The 16,174-nt window shown below is 71.0% G+C and carries 15 protein-coding genes and 2 pseudogenes; 16 read left to right on the top strand and 1 reads right to left on the bottom strand.

The window, feature by feature from the left end:
- The first annotated feature begins 992 nt into the window (after nt 1-992).
- The 16 genes and pseudogenes from ACFFC4_RS20890 to ACFFC4_RS20815 all read left to right on the top strand — a co-directional run bounded on the left by ACFFC4_RS20890 (nt 993) and on the right by ACFFC4_RS20815 (nt 15,692).
- Nucleotides 993-1,757, top strand: a complete 765-nt coding sequence (locus ACFFC4_RS20890; protein WP_375504477.1) for a hypothetical protein — start codon at nt 993-995, stop codon at nt 1,755-1,757.
- A 116-nt stretch (nt 1,758-1,873) separates the two neighbouring features.
- Nucleotides 1,874-2,233: a hypothetical protein gene (locus tag ACFFC4_RS20885; RefSeq protein WP_375504475.1), complete on the top strand. Its 360-nt coding sequence runs from the start codon at nt 1,874-1,876 to the stop codon at nt 2,231-2,233.
- A complete protein-coding gene (locus tag ACFFC4_RS20880) occupies nt 2,230-3,357 on the top strand; it encodes a hypothetical protein (RefSeq protein WP_375504473.1) in 1,128 nt (375 codons plus the stop codon). The genes ACFFC4_RS20885 and ACFFC4_RS20880 overlap by 4 nt, the downstream gene beginning before the upstream one ends.
- Nucleotides 3,354-3,683, top strand: coding sequence for a hypothetical protein (locus ACFFC4_RS20875; protein ID WP_375504471.1), 330 nt, complete (start codon nt 3,354-3,356; stop codon nt 3,681-3,683). The genes ACFFC4_RS20880 and ACFFC4_RS20875 overlap by 4 nt, the downstream gene beginning before the upstream one ends.
- Nucleotides 3,684-3,754: 71 nt before the next feature.
- Nucleotides 3,755-4,588: a hypothetical protein gene (locus ACFFC4_RS20870; RefSeq protein ID WP_375504469.1), complete on the top strand. Its 834-nt coding sequence runs from the start codon at nt 3,755-3,757 to the stop codon at nt 4,586-4,588.
- The gene (locus tag ACFFC4_RS20865) at nt 4,585-6,117 is read left to right on the top strand and encodes a type IV secretion system protein (protein ID WP_375504467.1); all 1,533 of its coding nucleotides are present in this window, start codon (nt 4,585-4,587) and stop codon (nt 6,115-6,117) included. Before ACFFC4_RS20870 ends, ACFFC4_RS20865 begins: the two co-directional genes overlap by 4 nt.
- Nucleotides 6,114-7,655: an SCO6880 family protein gene (locus ACFFC4_RS20860; protein WP_375504465.1), complete on the top strand. Its 1,542-nt coding sequence runs from the start codon at nt 6,114-6,116 to the stop codon at nt 7,653-7,655. The genes ACFFC4_RS20865 and ACFFC4_RS20860 overlap by 4 nt, the downstream gene beginning before the upstream one ends.
- Nucleotides 7,655-9,265: an ATP-binding protein gene (locus tag ACFFC4_RS20855; protein WP_375504463.1), complete on the top strand. Its 1,611-nt coding sequence runs from the start codon at nt 7,655-7,657 to the stop codon at nt 9,263-9,265. The genes ACFFC4_RS20860 and ACFFC4_RS20855 overlap by 1 nt, the downstream gene beginning before the upstream one ends.
- On the top strand, nt 9,265-10,848 hold the full coding sequence (locus ACFFC4_RS20850) for a C40 family peptidase (protein ID WP_375504461.1): 1,584 nt from the start codon (nt 9,265-9,267) through the stop codon (nt 10,846-10,848). Before ACFFC4_RS20855 ends, ACFFC4_RS20850 begins: the two co-directional genes overlap by 1 nt.
- 181 nt (nt 10,849-11,029) lie before the next feature.
- Nucleotides 11,030-11,209 (top strand): hypothetical protein, encoded by a 180-nt coding sequence (locus ACFFC4_RS20845; RefSeq protein ID WP_375504459.1) that lies wholly within the window; start codon nt 11,030-11,032, stop codon nt 11,207-11,209.
- Nucleotides 11,206-11,412, top strand: a complete 207-nt coding sequence (locus ACFFC4_RS20840; protein ID WP_375504458.1) for a hypothetical protein — start codon at nt 11,206-11,208, stop codon at nt 11,410-11,412. Before ACFFC4_RS20845 ends, ACFFC4_RS20840 begins: the two co-directional genes overlap by 4 nt.
- Complete coding sequence (locus tag ACFFC4_RS20835) at nt 11,409-11,879, top strand: conjugal transfer protein (RefSeq protein ID WP_375504456.1); 471 nt, start codon at nt 11,409-11,411, stop codon at nt 11,877-11,879. The genes ACFFC4_RS20840 and ACFFC4_RS20835 overlap by 4 nt, the downstream gene beginning before the upstream one ends.
- Before the next feature lie 128 nt (nt 11,880-12,007).
- A complete protein-coding gene (locus ACFFC4_RS20830) occupies nt 12,008-12,310 on the top strand; it encodes a hypothetical protein (protein ID WP_375504454.1) in 303 nt (100 codons plus the stop codon).
- A complete protein-coding gene (locus tag ACFFC4_RS20825; protein WP_375504452.1) occupies nt 12,310-13,602 on the top strand; it encodes a hypothetical protein in 1,293 nt (430 codons plus the stop codon). The genes ACFFC4_RS20830 and ACFFC4_RS20825 overlap by 1 nt, the downstream gene beginning before the upstream one ends.
- Nucleotides 13,603-13,616: 14 nt before the next feature.
- Nucleotides 13,617-15,138 (top strand): annotated as a pseudogene (locus ACFFC4_RS20820) (type IV secretory system conjugative DNA transfer family protein).
- Entirely contained in the window at nt 15,135-15,692 is a 558-nt protein-coding gene (locus tag ACFFC4_RS20815) for a hypothetical protein (protein WP_375504450.1), read from the top strand. The pseudogene ACFFC4_RS20820 and the gene ACFFC4_RS20815 overlap by 4 nt, the downstream one beginning before the upstream one ends.
- Nucleotides 15,693-15,857: 165 nt before the next feature.
- On the opposite strand, the pseudogene ACFFC4_RS20810 reads toward ACFFC4_RS20815, so the two are convergent.
- Nucleotides 15,858-16,174: pseudogene (locus ACFFC4_RS20810) on the bottom strand (IS30 family transposase); the annotation flags it as partial.

Raw genomic sequence — 16,174 nt, 5'->3', positions numbered from 1 at the left:
CGACGACGGGCCATGGGCACCGACCAACAGCTTGACCAAAACAACTCACGCTGATCAGAGCGCGGTAGCGCTCAACGCGGCATGAGAGCGAGAGCGCTTTCCGTCGAGGGGAGTCGTACGACCGAAGACTGCGCCGAGAGAGCTACTTCTACCGCCGCTTCAAGGCTGTAATAGGCGCCTGTCAGACGCGGATGGCCTCGCGACCCGGGCAGGTGCACGTGTTCGTCCAGCGGCTGGTCGAAGCCCTGGAGGACCCCGACACTGGACAATTCGTGTGGCAGCTGCACAAGCACAGAGCTGTTCTTGCACCGAAGATGCCAACGCTGAACTTGATGCCATGAGGGCAAACAGCATGCTGATCGTCGCGGCAGAACAAGCTCACACCCCCCTGTTCCAGGATGGGTGTCGCCTCGACATTGCCCCGCACACCGAGAGCGTAGCCATACAGAGCCCCGACGGCTTATGGCAGCGGTAGGCAGGAAACTTCAACCGATTCGGCCGTGCCGGTGGCCCTGGCTGCTGGCCTCGCGCAACCGCTCATCGGCAATAGAGCGCGCTTGATCTTGCTGGCGATGAGGGTTGCTTGGCCGTCGAGGTGCCCGCAAGGGGACTGGTGACCGGCACGGTTAGGCGGGCTGCCAGAGAGGCAGCGTTTCCGGGCATCGCCCGTTCCGTTGACCCTGCCCGCTTCAAAGCCCGGTGAAGGTATCTCCTACGGGATGCCGTTGGGGCTAGTCACAGGTCTGTTCCCGACCGCCCAGAGCGGCTGGGGCAGGGCACCTCACACCTGCCCGGTAGAGCCAGACAGTGCGGCGGTGGGCACCTCACACGTCGCTCGCCGCCGCACCTTCTCAGCGAAAAACCCCTCCTCAGGCCCCGTATCCCGGGACCTCACACGTGCATCCTCTCAGGTTTGCGATCACACCTCACACTGATCGCTACACGTCTTCGGAGCGTCACCGGCATCACCTCGATGCCGAAGGACGCCCACCATGTTCGATGACTCCACCCTCGCCGGGGACTGGCACACCCTCGCCAACCGCCTCGACAACGGCGGCCTGCGACGCTGGTCGCGCAACGTCCCCGAGCTCGCGGACCTCGACGACGTCGGCGAGTTGCTCGCGGCGTGGGCCGACCCCGAGCGCACCCACCAGGTCGCGGCCGGACTTATCTGGCTCGCCGCCGCCGACGGCGCCGGTGACGACGACGCCGTCCTGCTGCTGCTGCACCTGCTCAGCGGTGTGGTGGGCCGGCTCAGCTACCAGCTGCGCGATCTGAGCCCTGACATCACCCGGATCGTGATGGGCGAGCTGACCTGCCGGATCCGCGCTTACCCGTGGCGGGCGCGCACCCGCGGGCTGGTCACCAACCTGGAGCTGGAGACACGCCGCGGCGTGCTGGCCGAGCTGCGGCCCTCTGACCGGTACCACCCCGACCGGGTCGAGCGACTGACCGACAACGGCTATCTGGGCGAGGCCCGCAGGTTGGCCTTGGCCGACCCGGCATCGGTCGAGTTCGGCGACCCGGCAGGAGGGCAAGACCTCGACCTGGTCGATCTGTTCGTGTGGGCCGTCGCCGCCGGGATGCGCGAAGACGACCTGCGTCTGCTGGTCGCCTCGGAGCGCGACCGCGGCGGGTTCCAGGCTGCAGCCGCCCGCTCGCTGGGCGTCACCGAACGCCACGTCCGGCGGCGCCGGGACCGGGCGCTGGCGACGCTGCGCGAGCTCGCCCCGACCTACCTCGCGGCCGTCGCATGAGCACCCGAACCGGCCCGCCGAAAAATCTTGAAGAAAGTTTCGCCGCGGAGGTCCGGTCCGGGGTCAAGAAAGCGCCCTACCCCGGTGAGAGAGCAATCCACCGCCGAGGAGCGCACATGGACCCGAAGACGCCGCCCGTAACCGTCGACCTGGTCGCCGACCTGCTGGCTACGGTCGCGGCCGCGAACGGGCTCATCGCCGCCGAGGCCGATCGGATCAGCAACTCTCGGGCCGTCGTCAGCCTGGCCACCTTGGAGCGGCTGGCCACACTGACCGCCGAGCTGCGGCCCGGCGCGGAGGCGCGGGCGGTGCTGGCCGAACTCGACCCCGACCTCCTGCTCGCCGGCACCTCGGTGTGGCTCGCGCGCCGCCGCAGCGCGGCCGCCGGCCCCAGCGCCGCCGCCCGGGCCGCGACCCGCTGGGGCGGCCCCTCGTGGCTCGAGGACCGCGTGGGCGAAGGCGAGGTCGGGGCATGACGCTGTCCGACGTCGGGGTGCCTGGCCAGCTGATCGACGTCGTCAACGGCGGCGACGTCCACCCCGACGGACGGCTGCTCTCGGTCGCCGAGATCCAGCAGGCCTACCGCGACCTCGTCCACAGCCGGAACCGTGACGTGGCGTCGACGCTGAACGCGCCGGCCACCGGTCCAGACCGCCCAGCGACACCTCACACGTCACGAGCCCCCGGAAACACGGCACCTCACACGCTCGAAGGCACCGACACCGCGACACCTCACATGTCGCCACCGCTCGCCGTGGACGCACCTCACACGTCGCCGCAGCCGCACGATCTGCACCCTGCCGCCACCCTGCCCGCGCTCCCGACCCTCGACCAGGCGCCCGACCAGGCGGGGCAGCGCAGACCCACTGACAACGCCGCCGGCGCCGACGCGGTGGCCCGCGACTGGCTGGCCGTCGTGGCCGCCCACAGCGGCGCGGGCGCATCCTGTGTCGCGCTGGCGCTCGCCGACGGGTTCGACGCGGCCGGGCGGGCCTGCCGCCTGATCGACGTCGCGCACCCCGCCCGGTCCGGACTGGTCGCGGCCGCTACGGCCGAGCTCGGCAACGACCCGACCGGCGCCTGGCGGCGCGGGTCGCGGCACCTGAGCACCCTCTACCGGCGCGCCGCGGCCGAAGCACCGGGCAGCTGGCCCGACGCCGCGGCCGAAGCTGCGACCGTCGTCGACCTCGGACTGCTGGCGCCGGCCAACATCGGCCGGCTGCTCGACACCCGGCCCACCGTCATCGTGGTCTGCCGCGTCACGGTGCCGGGCCTGCGCGCGGCCGAACAGCTACTCGCCGAACTCGACGGCACCCGCGTCCTACTGGCCGCCGTCGGCCCCGGCCGCTGGCCAGGCGAAGTCGCGGCCAGCATCGGCGACCGGGTCCGCTGGCTGCGCGATCGCCGCCAGCTCGTGACCGTGCCCGAGGACCGGCACCTGCAGGTGACCGGACCCACGAACTCCCCGCTGCCGAAATCGGTGTCTGCCGCCGGTCGCGAGCTGCTGGGGCTGATCGACGCCGCCCACTCGGACATCGCCGATGCACCACCCAACCCCACGGCGCAGTCCGCGCCGCGAAAGAGAGGAAAGACGCGATGAGTGCAACGCTCGTAGCGAAGCTCAGCGGCTACGTCGGACAGCAGGTCGGCAGCCACGTGCTCGCGGCCGGCAAGGTCTGCCCGAAGGCACCGCCGGGTGTTCAAACCTGGGACGACCAGATCCTGTCCTGGGTGAAGTGGGGCGTGCTGGCGATCCTGGCCATCTCGTTCTTCTTGTCCGTCGGGATGCTGATCTGGGGCCGGGTCACCCACCACCCCAAGGGCGCTCGTCTCGGGTTCGACGGGCTGATGATCTGCATCGTCGGCGCGATCATCTACGTCGTCGGATACGTGATCCTCTCCTCGATCACCGGGAACGGCTGCTGATGTTGCGCCGTCAGCGTCGATCGGGCAGCGGAACGCAGGAGCGACCAGCACCGGAGTGGTCGCGAGACAAGATGCTCGCCCTGCTCATCGGAGCCGGGGCGGGCTGCCTGCTGCTGGTCGCGGGCCTGGTGCTGTTCGTGGTCCACGAGGCCACCCCGACGCGCGACGGCGGCACCCAGCACAAAACCGTCGCCGAACGAGAGGCGACGGCGGGTAAGGGCGGCGGCGGGTCGGGGGGCTCGTCGACCGCCGACCCCCGCGACGAACTCGCCGCCAAGGCGATGCGCAGCGTCAGCGACGACGCCTCGCACCCCAGCGCGGTCTCCTCGGCCAACCCTGGCGTCATTACGATTCCGGCCGCCACCGCGACCGGCCCGGCGCAGGTGCCGACCGGGTTCCCGCACACCCCGGCCGGAGCAATGGCGCAGCTCGCGGCCATCGACCAGGTCGCGTTCCAGTCCGGGTCGCTGACCCAGGCGCGCGCGGTCATCGAGAGCTGGGCAGTGCACGGCGGCCCGACCGCCAGCAGCTGGTCGCTCATCACCGGCATGACGGACCTGTTCAACCAGATGGGTGTCGCCGGCAGCGGCTCTGGGCAACTCGCCCTCGTCCTGACCTTGCTGATGGGCCAGGTCAAGGGGTCGGTCGGTGCCGACTTCGTGATCCCGTGCGTCGACTTCGAACTCGACGTCACGTTGCAGCAGACCGCCCGCGGCGCCGACGCCGACTGCCAACGGATGGTCTGGCAAACCACAACGGCCGGCTCGACCCAATACGGCATGGCCGGTGGCCGCTGGATGATCGGCGCCGGCTTCGAACCGGCCGAGGCGCCGTCGGTCTGGCCGGACACCGACCTGGCCATCGCCGTCGGCTACCGCGACCTGCGACAGGAGCCCCACTCATGAGCCACCCCCACACCCACATCGAAGCGTTCAGCCTCAACCCGCTGCACTGGCTCGGCGACGCCGCCTCGGCCGCGGTCGGCAACGTCTGGATGGCGGCGATGACCGGCCTGTGGTCGGCCGCGCTGTGGCTGCTCAAACTGGCCTTCAAGATCATCGACGCGTTCACCACCCCGGACCTGTCCGCGTCCGGGCCGATGGGCGCGGTGCTGCCCACCACCTTGTGGCTCGGCGCCGCGCTGGCGGTGATCATGATGTTCGTCCAGCTGGCGCTGGCGCTGGTGCGCCGCGACGGCAAGTCGATGGGCCAGGTCCTGCTCGACATCGGCCAGTTCGGGCTGGTGTGGGTCGGGTTCCTCGGCCTGGCCGGCGGCTTCGTGGCCGCGGCCGCAGGCCTCGAGCACGGCATCTTGAGCCAGATGCTCAACGCCAGCGACATGTCTCACGTCGACCTGAGTGGCACTTTCCCCGACAAGGTCGGCGACATCACCCTCGCGACCGTGCTGGGAATCCTCGGCCTGCTGATCGTCATCCCCGCCGCGTTCTTCTACGTGCTGATCATGTTCGTCCGCGAAGCCGCGTTGATCATCCTGGTGGCGACCGCTCCCATCTCGGCCGCGGGGCTGGTGTCCGAGACCGGGAAGGTGTGGTTCTGGAAGACGCTGCGCTGGTTCTTCTCCTGCCTGCTGATCTCACCGATGGCCGCGCTGCTGCTCGGCATCGGCGTCAAGCTCTCGGTCGGCGTCATCGACCCGCCCCCCACCGCGGCGCAGATCGCGACGATGTGCAAAACGAACCCGAAGAGCTGCAACATCTTCGAGGGCGGTACCGGGCTGACCGCCGCGGCGAACGCGTCCAACACCGCGCACGCCGGGATGGCGGTCGTGGGCTGCATCATCATCGCCATCGGTGCGGTCTGCCCCATGATCCTGTTCCGGCTGCTCGCCTTCGTCGAACCGGGCACCGCCTCCGGGGCGGCGCTGCGCCAGTCGTGGTCTGACGCCGGCGGCATGTCCGGAATCATGAGCGGCGGCGGCAAGTCCTCGGAGGGCAGCGGCGCCGCGACCCAGTCCAGCGGCGACGGCCGCTCCGGTGGAGAGTCCGGCGCAGAGTCGCAGACGCAGTCCCGCCTCACCCAGGCACTCGGCGCGTTCGGCGCCGGGGTCGGCGCGGTCACCTCGATCGCGCACCGCGCGGCCGACCTCGGCTCGGACGTCCTCGCGCAGGCAGGCGTCGGCTCTCCCAGCTACAGCATGACCCCGACGGACGTACGCAGTGGCCGCTCTGGCGGCTCGGGCGGCGGCAACAGCAGCGGCGACAGCGACACCGGGGCCGAGGGCGGCAACGGTGGCGGCGCGAGCGGTGGCAGCGGTGGCGGGAATCCGCCTGAGCCGCCCACCCCGCCGATGCCCGGCGGATCCGGCGGCGTGCTGCCGACACCTGGTGGCGGCATGCCCGGCGGCGCCGGGGGAGCCGGTGGTGCGGGCGCTGCTGGTGGCGGCGCCGAGGCGGCCGCGGTGGTGGCGGTATGAGCGCCGGATACAGCGGCGGGGCGGGCCCCATCCGCTACGGCGCCTGGTCGAAGGACAAGCAGGGCTGGTTCCTCGGCCTGTCCGGCGGCGCTCTGATCACCATCCTGCTCGGCGGCATGCCGCTGCTCATCGCCGCGGCCGCGCACGCCTGGCTCGTCGCGCTGGGCTGGACGCCGGTCTGGGCCGTGTTGATCGTGCTGGTCGCCGTCCCCGTGAAAGGCCGCTCGGCGTTCCGCTGGGCGCTCGATTCGATCTACCGATCCGTAGGAGTGGTCATGCGTTGGAACGACTGGCAGTCCAAGGCCGCCGCCGGCACCGTCGAGGACTTCGACGAGGCCGACCTTCCCGGCGTGCTGTCCGGCATCCGCACCCACGACGGCCCACCGTTCGGTCCGCTGATGGCCCGCCCGGCGATCATCGCCGACAACCGCGAACGCAGCTGGGCCGTGGTCGCCCGCATCACCCACCCCGGCATCGGGCTGTCCGAGCTGCCGGCCCGCACCCGGATGGGCAACGGCCTGTCCGAGCTGCTCGAGGGGGCGGCCACCGCCGAGCTCGTCCAGGTCGTGGCGCTCCAGATCCGCACCGTCCCCGACGACGGCGCCGAGCGGGCGGCGTGGCAGCAGGCCAACCTGCGCGCCGACGCCCCGCAGCTCGCGCTGCAGGTCAACGCCGAGCTGACGCAGGTGATGACCCAGGCCGGGGTCCGGCACGAGGCGTTCGTGACCGTCGTCGTCCCCGAGCAGCGCATCGCCAAGCAGGCCAAGGAGGCCGGCGGCGGCGTCGACGGCCGCGCCCGCGTCCTCTACGGGGTGATGGGCGAGATCGAGGCCCGGCTGATGGGCCCCGTCGGCTGCACCGCGGTGACCTGGCTGGACTCACCCGCGCTGGCCGCAGCGATCCGCACCGGGTTCGCGCCGGGCGATCGGGCCACACTGACCACCGCCGCGATCGCCGCGCAGAACGACCCGAAGGTGGCGGCGGCGCTGCCGATGGCGGCCGCCGGGCCGACGTCGACCCCGAACCCGGAGCGCCGCTTCTACGCCCACGACGCCTGGCACACCGCGACCTGCACCATCCTGCTGCCCGACAAGGGTGCGCTGATGGGTGCGCTGGCGCCGGTGTTCACCCCGACCGCGGCCGGGGAGCGCCGAAGCGTGACGGTGTTCTTCGAACCGATCAGCCACGCCAAGGCCGACCGGCTGGTCGGCAGCGAATCCATGTCCTCGGAGTTGGCGGCCGAGGTGCGGCGCAAGTCCGGGTTCAAGGTCCGCGCCAGCCACCGCCGCGACGCGGCCCGCGTCGAAGGCCAGGACGTGCGCCTGGCCGACGGCAACGCGCTCGTGCGGGTCGGCATCGCCGCCGCCGTCACCGTCCCCAACAGCTGGTCGATCACCGACTACGCCCGCCGGCTCGAGGCCAACATCACCGGCTCCGGGTTCATGCCGCTGCGCCTGGACCTCGCCCAGGACGCCGGGTTCGCCGCCGCCTGCATCCCCGCCGGGATCGGGCTGCCCAAGCGGCGGGGGGTCAAGTGATGAGCACCCCGACCCGCACGAGGCCATCGCGGCGGCGAGCCGACGACGGCCGCGGCGTCGCCCAGCTCGTGGCCGACTTCGGCCACACCCTGCCGCCGCTCGTTCCCGCACCGGCGCCGTTGAAGGACGTCGACCCGTTCGGGGAGATGGTCGGCAAGCACGGCCGACGCGGCCGCGCCGCCGGCTGGGCACCGGTCCCGGCGCCGCTGCAGGTCTACCGGATGACCTCCGAGCAGGTCGGGGGAGTGTGGCCGCTAATCGCCGGCGACGGCCTCCCGTCGACCGGCGCGCAGATGGGCGTGGACTTCCTGTCGGGCGGCGCGTTCCACGTCGACCCGATCGGCTGGACCCTGGGCGGCGTCGCCGGCGTCACCAACCCCAACATGATGTTCTTCGGCGCCCCCGGCCGCGGCAAGTCGGGCACGGTCAAGATGTTCTGCCTGCGGATGATGGCCTACGCCTACCGGACCCTGATCCTCGGCGACGTCAAAGACGAATACGAGCCGCTGTGCCGCGCGCTCGGGGTCGAGCCGCACGTCGTCGGGCACGGCCTGCCCGCCCGCATCAACCCGCTCGACTTCGGCCCGCTGGGCAACGACTGGACCCACCTGCCCCGCACGGAGGCCCAGCGCCGGGCGGCGATGGTGTTCTCCCGCTGGCTGCTGCTGATCAAGGGCCTGGTCGGCTCGCAACACGTCTCCTTCGGCCCCACCGCCGAGACGGCGGTCGGGCTCGTGATCCGCGACCTCACCGGGTACGCCGCCGGCACCGACCAGCTCCGCGAGATCACCATCCCGCAGCTATGGGAGGCGCTGAACAACCCCACCCAGCAGCTGGTCACCGATTGCCGCTACAGCTCACGGCAGCACTTCCTCGACCAGACCCGCCCGGTACGCGACGCCCTCGGCTCGCTGGTCAAGGGCCACCTGGCCGGGCTGTTCGACGCGGCCACCACGGTCGACGTCGACTGGCGCGCCCCGATCCAGTCCCTGTCGCTGTCGCGGCTCGACCCGCTCGGCGACGAGGCCGTGGGCGTCGCGCTCACCTGCCTGAACTCGTGGGGCCGGGCGATGACGCAGGTCGCCGAACCCGGTGACATGCGGGTGATCATCCGCGACGAGTGCTGGAAGCAGATGCGCCTCGGGACCGACGCCGTGAAGTCCCTCGATGCCGATCTGCGGCTCTCGCGCCGCGACGGCGCAATCCAGGTCGTCATCGCCCACAAGCCCAGCGACATGCTCACCGTCGGCGACGCCGGGAGCCAGGCCGTGGCGATCGCCAAGGACCTGATGCACCTGTGCGCGACGAAGGTGTTGCTCGGCCAGGACGACCAGATCGGCGACGAGCTGTCCGACCTGCTCGGCCTGACCCCGATGGCCGAACGCATCGTCACCGACTGGGCCACCGCGGCCAAGGGCCGCGCGCTGTGGCTGGTCGGCTCACACGTAGCAAAAGTGCAAACCGTGCGCACGTCGATCGACGTTGTACTCACCGACACCAACGATGCGATCACCGCCCGCGCAGCCGACGCGAACCCAGGCCTGCCCGCCGAACCGGTCAGCGTGGACAAGAACGCCCACGATCGCGACGAGCAGCGGCGGGCCGACTGATGTCCGGTGGTGGTGGGGAAGTCGGCACCGCGGCCGCCGCCGCTGCGGTCCGGGCGGGCGGGGCGAAGGTCCTGATCGTGCCCGGCATGCTGTTGTTCGGCGTGGCCACGGTGCTGATGCTCATCGGCGGCGCTGGCGCCAACGCCGACCCCACCTCGAGCGACTGCGGCGGGGCGGGAACCGGTCAGACCATCGGCGGGATCGCGCTGACGGCCGAGCAGATGGGCAACGCGCAGACCATCGTGTCGACGACCGCCGGCCGCAACCTGCCGGTGCTCGCGGCAGTCGTCGCGGTCGACACCGCCTACACCGAGTCGACGCTGCAGAACTCCACCACCCAGAGAGACCACGACTCCGAGGGCCTGTTCCAGCAGCGGGTGTCGATCTACACCAAGGCCGTCGCCGACGACCCGGTCAAGTCCACCAACGCCTTTCTCGATCGTCTCGTGAAGCTCACGGGGTGGCAGTCCGGCTCGGTCGGCGCCGACGCCCAGGCCGTGCAGGGCTCCGGTCACCCGGAGCGATACCAGCCCAACGCCGCTCTGGCCCAGCAGATCGTTGGCCAGCTGTGGGGCACCGCCAACACCACCACCACCGCCGCGACCATCTCGACGGGAGCCGGCGGCAGCGCCACCAGCACCCAGACCTTCTTCACCGACGTGCTCACCAAGCTGAAACTGCCCACCTCGCCCGGCAACCTCAACGCCCTCTACGCGGTGGCGCAGCTCGAGGGCCAGAACGACCGCTACAACCCGCTCAACTCCGTGATCACAGAGCCGGGCAGCAGCTCGTTCAACAGCGTCGGTGTGCAGCGCTACGCCTCCTTCGACAGCGGTGTCGACGGCACCGTCGCGCTGCTGCAGGGCACGCACTGGAACGGCGTGCGGGCGGCGCTGGCCGCCGACCCTCGAAATGGGGGCGGCACCACCGCGGTGCTGGCCGCCTTCCAGGCCGCCTACACCTGGGACCCGCACGTCCACTTCCCGACGACCAACCTGGCCACCGTCGCAGCTCGCAACGTCGGCCCGACCGGCGGCAGCGCGCCGATCTGCCCGGGCGGCGGGGGAGCGGTCACCGGCGGCACCCCGGCCGGTGACATCGTCGGACCGACCGGCAATAACATTGCCGGCACCACGACTGTCCCGGCCGGGCTCACGTTGTCCGGCAGCGCCAAGGGCAACACGGCCGTGCAGTACGCGCTCAAGCAGCTCGGCAAGCCCTACGTGTTCGGAGCCAGCGGCCCCGACTCCTTCGACTGCTCCGGGCTGACGATGGCCGCCTGGGCTGCCGCGGGCCTGGCCCTGCCGCACTTCACCGGCGACCAGGTTGACTCGGGCAGCCCAGAGCCGACCAACCTGACCCAAGCCGTCAGCGGCGACCTGATCCTCATCCCCGGTTCTCTCGGGACCGCCGCCGACCCCGGCCACGTCGGCATGGTCGCCGGCTACGTCGACCGCAGCGTTGACGGCAGAGACGGCCGCCACCTCTACCTGGTGCAGGCACCGGAGACCGGCGTCCCGGTCGAGCTCACCGAGGCCACCGAATGGTCCGACCAGATCGTCGCCGTCAGACACATCGGATGACCGCCACACCGCCCGCCGGCCCTGTCAGGCCGGCGCCGAACGAAAGGACACCGTCGATGACCGAGACCTCGACGCCGCCCCGCGCGGACGACGGCCTGAGCATCCGAAGCACCTGTGGGCGGCGCCGGTCGCCGAGGGGCGTCGCCGCGAGCGGCCGCCCCGACTGTCTCGCCTGCTTCTGTTGCTCCCTGTCGCCACTCTGCTCAGCGCGTACCTCGCCGCGGCAGCCGCGGCTCGCGGGCACGTGCACGCCGGCGGGTGGCTGCTCGGCCTTGCCGTCACTGCGATCCTCGCCGGCGGTGTCGTCGTTGGCGTCCACGCCCACCGCATTGCGCGCTACCGGGCCGAGGCTCCCCGATGAACGCAGAGCCGGTGCGCAGCACGGTTCGACTGTGGCAGTGGGTGTGGCCACCTGTCGGGATCGTGCTGGCCGGACTGGGCGTGGTCGCAGCAAGTGTCGACGCGACCGGCACCGCGCTGATGCTCGTGGTTCTGGCCGCAGCCGACCTGGGGTTGGGTCTGGTGCAGCTCGGCCGAGGCACGCCTCGGTGGAGCCGGCGGTGACCGCCCCGTACCAGCGTCGTCGGGACCCGCAGCCGATGGGCCAGGGCTGGGAGGCGCCAGCGGCGGCCATCGGCGCGATCTTGCTGGGCCTAGTCTTCGCCGCGCTCGGTGGCCTCGGCGTGGCATCCGCGGTGTGGGGTGGCGGATGGGTGTGGCCGCACGGCACCGACACCATCCAGCACGCCCTCGGCGGGCTGGCGCAGGGTCACCCCGGCCGCGGGCTGCCCATCGAGCAGCGTCGGCTCGTGGCCGGGCGCGGGGCGGTGTACGGCTGCGTCGCCGTCGCCGAGTTGCTGCTCGTCTCACTCGCCATCACCGGCGGCGTGCTGATCGCGCGCTACCGCCGACCCGGCGACGCCCGCGGCGGCATGGCCAGCCGCAGCGAGGCCACCCAGGTCCTCGGCGTCGGGAAGCTCCGCGAAGCCAAAACGATCATCCGCCCCGACCTGTACCGATCGGCGAAGTAGCCCCGTCCGCCGAATGAGCCGGGCTCATCCACAGCCACCCGCCGCATCCACAACGCCGGCAAGCAAAGCCCACCGCCCCCGAATCGCGTCGACGCTCAAAGCCCACCCACACAACCGAAGGAGCATTCGTGAACACCGAGAACAGTGACCACGCCGGCGGCCCGGAACGGACCGAAGCTGCGGCCTTGCTGGCCGCCGTGAGCCGAGACGACGCGGCGAGCGGAGCAGTACGGCTGCATTGCCTCGCCGCGCTCGACGTGCTGGATGTTCCGGCGCCGTGGAAGCGGCACACGATCGACAACGGCGACGCGCAAGGTTGCATCACCCGCGCACTGCACCTGCTGGGGGCACTGCCACTGGAGCAGTTCGGCCGCCCCGAGGTGCTCACCGCGACGCGGCACGCCAGGCGAGCACTACGCGAGCTGCGCTGATGCCGACCTCCGCAGGCGAGCTTGTCGACCACCTCGACCGTCTCGCCACCATTAGCGCCGGCTCACGCCAATCGGGCACCGGAGCAAGCGACGCGGCACGGGCACTGGGACACCTGGGCCGTGCGGTAGGAGAGCTTCGCCGCGTCGGAATCGACCCACGCGTCGGCGCCGAGCGGGAAAAGCTCGCGAGTGAGCTTGCCGACGCCTGCAGCGAGATCGCCCGACGAGCGCCGCTGCACGAATCGACGTTGTGCCGCACCGCGGCGGTGACGGCCGACGCTGTCGCGTTGGCCGGACTGCAGACCACCATGGCCGGACGGTGGGCGCTGACGACCGAACTACTCGACGTGGTGACCGTGCTCAGCGACGTCGTCGCCGCGGCACCTGTAGGTCCTGAAATTGATCAGCGACTTGATGTCGTACGGGAGTGCACCGTGCGGCTGCTGCGCGACGCTGCACAGCACCCGCCGGAGCCACGCGACTTCACAGCCCTGGACAGGCCCATCCCGCATCCGGGCCATTCGGCGGGAGCAGATCTGCCCGCGGTCGTGCGTGAGGCAACGGCCCGCCTGATCAACTCCAGCGAGCAGCGCGACGCCCGGCTGACCGTCGCTCAGGTCCTGGCCAGGGCGACGGCCGCCGAAGCTCTGGCCCGCGCCGCTGAAGCCGTCGGCGACAGCGGTGGGGCGCGGCCAGGGCACGCTGGTGCAGGCGACTCGTGGCACGCCGTGCGCACAGCCCTGCGTCCGTTCGATGACGGCAGTCGTCGACCACACCGCCGTGTCGATGCCGGGACCGCAGCCGCACTGGGTTTGCACGCGGTGCTGGGGCACGCCGGCGACCCCGCGGCGTGGAACAAACCGCTGGCCGATGCCGTCGCCGCGAGCGTGCAGCTCCTTCCTGTGCACGCCCGCCAGCTCGAGCGCACCGTCAACCGATGGGTGGCCGACGGCAGCGTCGTCGCCCACGCATGCGACCTGCCCTATCGGGACGGACGCTCCGCTGCCTACCTCGCCGGATACAGCCCGGCCGGACTGATCCGCGTCCTTGACCCGGTTGATCTGAAGCCGGTGACGGGAGCGCTGCAACGTGCCTCGCTGCTGACCGTGGCGACAGCGGATGCGGCAACCCAGCAACGGGCCTCGCAGGAGGACTTCCCGCGACACCTGGCCGCCGCGCATCACGCCACGCTGGCGCGCGCGTCGCCGAACGACGTCTCGGCCGCCGCTCGACGCGCCTACGAGCAACTACACGCCTCGCCGGCGAAACCGACACCCCACCGGACACGCTGAAAGGAACCGTTCTGATGCCTCGATTCGACCCCACCGATGTCGGGTGGCGCCTGGGCCGCTCGCAGATGCCGCGCGGCGTCGAACTGTGGTGCCGTTACGACCGCACCGCGGGCGTATTCGGTGAGCAGGGTTCAGGCAAGACCCTCGACGTGCTCGCTCCTGCGCTGCTGGCGCACCGCGGCGCGGCGATGGCCACGCTGACGAAGGTCGACGACCTGTTGCTCACCGCCCAGCGCCGCCAACAGCCGCTCACCGAGGGCGGCACGCTGCGCCCGATCGCGGTGCTCGACCCGTTCGGCGCCGCCCCCGGCGTGCCGGAATTCGTGTGGGACCCGATCGCCGGTTGCGTTGACCCGAAGGTCGCGGAGAAGCGGGCGAAGGCGTTCGCCGCCGGCACGGTCACCGGCGCGGTCAACGGTGGACGGCAGGACAGCGCCGCCCGGTTCTACGCCGCGGAGACGGCGAAGGTGCTGCAGGGTTTCCTGCATGCCGCGGCGTTGACCGGCCGCACGCTCGAGCACGTGCTGGAGTGGGTCGCCAATCCGGTCGCTGCCGAGCAGCCGGTCGAGATCCTGCAGCAGCACGATCACGCCGCCCGGTTCTGGGACGGGCTGCTCTCGGGCGCTTTGCACGGGTCGGCCGACACCGTCGGTAACACCGTCACCACGGTGCAGCAGGCGATGGCGTTGTTCTTCCAGCCCGAGATCCGCGCCCGTTGCGTGCCGTCACGGGCGCGGCCTGCCACGGACATCGCCGACCTCATCGCCAAGCAGGGCACGATTTACCTGCTCGGCGGCGAGGATCCCTATGCCAGCGCGGCGCCGCTGATGACCGCGATTGCCGAGCACGTGCTCGACACCGCGTTGTGGGCGGCGACGACGTCGGAGCACGGCCGGATGACACCGTGCTTCCTCGCCTGCCTCGACGAGCTGCCCTCCACCACACCGCTGCCGACGCTGCGGGTGCGGATGGCCAACGAACGCGCCCTGGGGCTGTCGTTCATTTTACGCCAGCCAGACCTGGAAGCAGATGGTCGTGTCCTACGGCGAGGACGAGGCCCGGTCGCTGTTCGGGCTGACCAACAACTTGATCATCTTCGGCGGTGGCAAGGATGTGCACTTCTACAAGGAACTCAGCGACCTGATCGACGACGTGCGGATCAGCCGCCAGACCGTCTCCGACGGGCCGGGCGGGATCGGCACCTCACGCTCGGGCGAAGACGTGAAGGTGCTTCGTCCGGGCGACATCCGCCGCATCCAGGAGCGGCACGCGCTAGTGATCGCCGGCAACGCGCCGCCGATCATCGCCCGGCTGCGCCGCTGCCTCGACGGCAAGGACGGCAAGCTCCTCAAGGCCGAACTCGACGAGCAGCGCGCCCGTGTGGTCGCCAGCCGTGCCGCCACAGCCTCGCTCGAGGAGCGCACCGCTGCCGCCGTCGCGCACGCCCACACACGCCGGTTGGCGCCCAGCCACCGCGACCCCAACCCCACCGGCGCTGCAGGCGCTGACGACCCGACGAAGGAGTGGGCCTGGTGAGCACCACGACCCTGCTAGCGACACCGTTCCCGACACCGCCGGGCGCGGTGCTGCACGCGCTCGAGCTGCTGGAGGTGCTGCGCCGCGGCGACCCGGACGAGATGGCCGCGGCCGGGAACCTCGACAACCTCCCCCGACCATGGGACCCGGCGACCTGCCCGAACGAGCTGCGCGAAGCGGTCTGGGAGTGGTGCGACGAGGTCGCCGACTGGCTCAACCACGAGTACGTGTGGCGCCCGACGCAGATGATCCCGCTGTGCTGGCCCCAGCACCCGCACATCGCCCGCGAACTGGCGGTGCTGGCGATTCTGCGGTGGGGCGCGGAGGAATCGCTGACCCCGGAGCCGGTCGAGGAATGGCACCGCTACACGTTCCCGATGTTCAACGACCGGCTCACCAATCGGCTCGGTGAGAGTGCGTGCCGCACCGGCAAGCACGTCGACTGGCCCGCCGAGGGCCGCCACACCGCCTTCGTTGACGCCACCGAGGAACGGGAGCGCGTCATCCACGGCGACACCCGCCCGGTCACCGAGCTCCACGCCCGGAGGGCCTGATGCGTACCCGCCCGCGGTAGCGCTCAGTGCCCCTTCCCGGCAAATCCGGACGTTCGAAACAGCCTTACGACTCCGTGCAACATCGAGGTCGGGAGGCAGACGAGCAGCCACGAAGGCGCATGCTGGTTCTCTGTCTCGAAGCGTCGCTTAGTGGTGTGACCGGGTTCAACCGGTGGATGCAACACGGGCCCGTTGAAGCAACTGTAGGTGCTCGTCGAAGGCCGCGGCCGGTGTCTCCCATCCGAGAGTTTTTGCGCGGTCGTGAGTTAAGTGCTTGCGCGACAGCTTCGATCTCCTCGGCGCTCCAGCGGGCAAGGTCGGTGCCTTTAAGGGAAATACTGGCGCAGCAGGCCGTTGGTGTTCTCCTTCGTGCCGCGCTGTCAAGGGCTTTGCGGGTCGGCGAAGAACACCGGGATGCCGGTCTCGAGGGAGAGTCCCGCCGAGTGGTGTAAGTCGGGTTCCTGATCGCGGTGACCGGAGTG

Source organism: uncultured Jatrophihabitans sp. (assembly GCF_964244045.1).
Lineage (GTDB): Bacteria > Actinomycetota > Actinomycetes > Mycobacteriales > Jatrophihabitantaceae > Jatrophihabitans.
The sequence above is the reverse complement of the archived record's forward strand: the minus strand, read 5'-3'. Positions and strand labels throughout refer to the sequence as shown.